This is a genomic window from Protofrankia sp. Cas3 (genome assembly GCF_963555955.1).
Lineage (GTDB): Bacteria > Actinomycetota > Actinomycetes > Frankiales > Frankiaceae > Protofrankia.
The window spans coordinates 10,323-13,976 of record NZ_CAUVXP010000162.1; the positions used below are offsets into that span (position 1 = coordinate 10,323).

Consider the following 3,654-nt stretch of genomic DNA (forward strand, 5'->3'; position numbering starts at 1 on the left):
GTCGGCGACTGGAGTCTGCGATGCCGGCCTTCGGTATTGCCCTGCTCGTGCGATCCGTTGTGCGGGTCAGGTGTTGAGCGCTTCGTTGACGAGATGGTTCCAGGTGACCGGTCCGACGACCCCGTCGGCGCTGATTCCGACGCCCTGCTGGAACCCTCGCACCCACGCGTCGGTCAGCGTGCCGAAGACTCCGTCCACCGGGAAGGGATGGGCAGGATCCCCGGCACGGAAGTTCGCCTGGTCCTGGACGGCGCGCACCGCGTCGCCCTTCTCGCTCCGGTCGCCCTGGCGGACGACCGCGATGAGCGTCGGCCAGGTCTGGTCGCCCACTGCGCCGTCGGTCGTAAGCCCCTGTGATGTCTGGAAGCCGCGCACCGCTGCTTCGGTTTGTAGTCCGAAGTTCCCGTCGACGGCCACCGTGTACCCGTGCACACGGAGCAGGAACTGTACGGTACGTACTGCTTCGCCGGTTTTACCGCTTTTCTGCATGGGCCAGGTCAGTGCCATGATCGGCCTCCTTCAGTGCTTGGTCCTTGCGGCGACCTGTGGCGCCACCATCACTCACTATGAGTGACAATTCTATTCCCGTCAGTCGTATTTCGGGGCTGGAGATGACCGCGGCCTGCATCAGGCGGTCGTCTCCTTGTTGATCGTTTCATCGTTGATCGTGTTTGGGGTCGTCCATGGGCGTTGGGCCGGTAGCCGTCGGTGCAGCAGGGGACCGGTCCGCAGCGACAGGTAGGTCAGAGCCGACGCCGGGATGGGAAGCCAGAAGTTCGCCAGTCGCCAGGTCACCACTCCGAGCAGCGCGATGGCCCGGGTCGTGCTGAAACCCACGAGTGTCGGTACGAGTACGCCTTCGATGATCCCGAGCCCACCGGGTGTGATGGGAATGGCTGCGAGCACGTTCGCGAGTCCGTAGGCGATCAGAAGGCCGTCCAGCGCCGTTGCATGACCGTATGCATACAAAAACACCCATAGGGATGCGGCGTCAAGCAGCCAGTTCGCGGCTGCCCACACCGTCGCCTTGATGAGCAGGGGCTTGTCCTTGCCGAGGACGCGAAGGCGATCGGCAAGGGTGCGGATGAGCTCTTCGGCACTGCCCGGTGACACCCCCGGCAGGCGGCCGGCGGCGGCGCGGACGATGCGGATGGACCGCTCGCTCCCGCGGGTGAGCAGTGCCACCCCGACGAACACGGCCGCGATCAGTAGCGTCCCGACCGCGGCTGCGGTGCCGTAGATCGGGTTGCCGCCCCGGGTGGGGATGGAGACCAGGAGGCCGATCCACAGCATCACGTTCAGGACGACCGCTGAGCCGGCGCCCTGGATCGCCGCGGCGGACACCGCCTCGGATGCACCGACCCCGGCGCTGCGCAGCAGACGGTAGCGAAGGGCGCTCGCGGTGGCGGCGCCACCGGGCAGCATGTGGCTGACGCCGAGCGATGTCACGTCGATCCGCGCCAGCGTCCACAACGACGGCCGGCCTTCGCGGGCAAGCACACTACGGGTCAACATTGCGTAGGCAAGCAGCGACGCCGCTTCCAGACACAGACCGACAGCGAGATACGTCGGCTCAACGTCCGAAAGCGTCTCCAGGGCCTTGCGCGCACCCGCGAGCTGTGGAAGCAGCGCGTACTCGATCACGAGTAGGAGTACCGCCACCGAGGCTCCCCGCCGCAGCCACATCGGCACCCGAACCGACATCACGTATCCATGCTGTCGGATGCCACGGCTGTCATGCGCGAACTGCTACCGACAGTTACCAATTTGTGATGTTTCGGTTGGGTAGGGCGCGTCGGTCATCGGCGCCTCGGGGATCGGCCGGCAGGCGTCGGCGCCACCGGACCGCGGGCGGCCGGAGACGGGTCTGTCCGCCACCTGGACGGCCCTGCGAGCTCTGGCGCCGGGGCTCATGGTGACCCGCCGGCAAGCTGCCCTACGCCTGATCCATAGTCGCACACGGGCCTATCATCCCGGATCTGGATGACCATGCATTCGGCGCGGGCCGTTATCGCACTGGGCGTGCCCGGTGCCGGACAAGGACGGTTACGTTGTGTGTCCTCGGTTTCATGCACAACAAGAGCGCCCGGCAATAGGGGCGTAGATCGCGAGAACCACCGGATCGCGTCAGCGGGCATTCAGGACGAGGATGCGCGGGACGGACGGCGACTCGGGACGGCCGGCGACTCGGGACGGATGACACCGGGTAGGTGAACAGGGAGGGCGTCATGCAAGGGACCGGCGGTCCGAGGGCGGAGAGCACCACGACGGACATCCCACCGACGGACACATCCCAGGGGTCACCGACAGGTGGTCCGGTACCGCGGCTCGAAGGGTACCGGGTGTGGGTTGAACCATGCCCACGACGCGTCCGGGTGAGCCTCGCCAGCGTGGTGATCGCCGACTCGAGGCGCGTGCTGTACCTGTTCGAGACCGGGCATCGGCCCGTCTACTACTTCCCGCGGGCCGACGTCCGGCTCGATCTGCTGGTCCCGACCGACCACCGCAGCCACTGCCCGTTCAAGGGGGAGGCGTCCTACTGGTCCGTTGCCGTCGGTGACGCGGGGGATCAGACCGTGGCCCGGCGCCAGATGGTGGAGAACGCGGTGTGGGCCTACCCCGAACCCCTCGCGTCCTGCCCGGATATATCCGGTTATCTGTCATTCTACTGGGATAAAATGGATGCCTGGTTCGAGGAGGACGACGAGGTGTTCGTCCATCCGAGAGATCCGTACGCGCGGGTGGACGTGATGAGGTCGTCACGGCATATCCAGGTTGTCATGGGTGGAGATGTCATCGCGGACAGTCATCGTCCCTCGCTGTTGTTCGAGACCGGCCTGCCTACCCGTTACTACCTGCCCCGGGCCGACGTCCGGATGGACCTGCTGACGCCGAGTGCGACGACGTCGCGTTGCCCGTACAAGGGGCTTGCCCGCTACTGGTCGATGACCGTGGATGGCACGGTCGTCGACATCGCGTGGAGTTACCCGGCTCCGATTCCGGAATGCCCGAAGATCGAGGCTCTGGTCTGCTTCTTCGACGAGCGGGTCGACGAGCTGATCGTGGACGGCGTGACCCAGCCCCGCCCGGCCACGAAGTGGTCGGCGCGCGGGTAGGAACGCCGGTCCGCGGTGTCCGCGGCTCGCCGGTGAAGGTGCGGATCAAGCCCTGCTTGGCCAGAACCTTGTACTTCATGGTTGTGAAGTATCGACTCAGCCTCCTCGTGGTGGTCGCATCGTGATTTCGACCTGGTGTGATCCCAGGCGCGCTGAGGCGTCCAGGGCGCTCGCGACCGTCTATGCGGGCGTCCGCGCCGCCGACGTCGAAACCGAGACGTTGGACTTCAAGGAAGATCAGTCTCGGCGCTCGATGGGCAGCTCGATGACGGCTGGCGGTACTCAGCACGAACCGACCGCTCGTGATCTGGCAGACGCCTTCGCGAACGCCCGCGGTGGCGTCGCGATCGTGGGCGTCGATGACGAGACCCGGTGCGGCTGGGAGCGCGGGGGATCGGCGACGCGATTCCCCGCCCCGCGGCACGTGAGGCAATTATCAATGCCATCGTGCACCGGGACTGGACCCAATGCCCCAGCCCCGCGACGCCGCGTCCCCTATTGCCGGGCGCTCTAAGTCGATCAGGCTGCAACCTGGGGG

At 66.4% G+C, this 3,654-nt stretch carries 3 protein-coding genes; 1 reads left to right on the plus strand and 2 read right to left on the minus strand.

All coding sequences use genetic code 11. From position 1 onward, the window contains the following. Window positions 1–66 precede the first annotated feature (66 nt). Together U9983_RS22710 and U9983_RS22715 are read right to left on the minus strand one after the other, a co-directional pair. The gene (locus tag U9983_RS22710) at window positions 67–507 is read right to left on the minus strand and encodes a peptidoglycan-binding protein (protein WP_322755963.1); all 441 of its coding nucleotides are present in this window, start codon (window positions 505–507) and stop codon (window positions 67–69) included. Window positions 508–627: 120 nt separating this feature from the next. Next, a complete protein-coding gene (locus tag U9983_RS22715) occupies window positions 628–1,704 on the minus strand; it encodes a YbhN family protein (protein ID WP_322755964.1) in 1,077 nt (358 codons plus the stop codon). A gap of 671 nt (window positions 1,705–2,375) precedes the next feature. On the opposite strand from U9983_RS22715, the gene U9983_RS22720 reads away from it, so the two are divergent. After that, entirely contained in the window at window positions 2,376–3,116 is a 741-nt protein-coding gene (locus U9983_RS22720) for a DUF427 domain-containing protein (RefSeq protein WP_322755965.1), read from the plus strand. Window positions 3,117–3,654 lie beyond the last annotated feature (538 nt).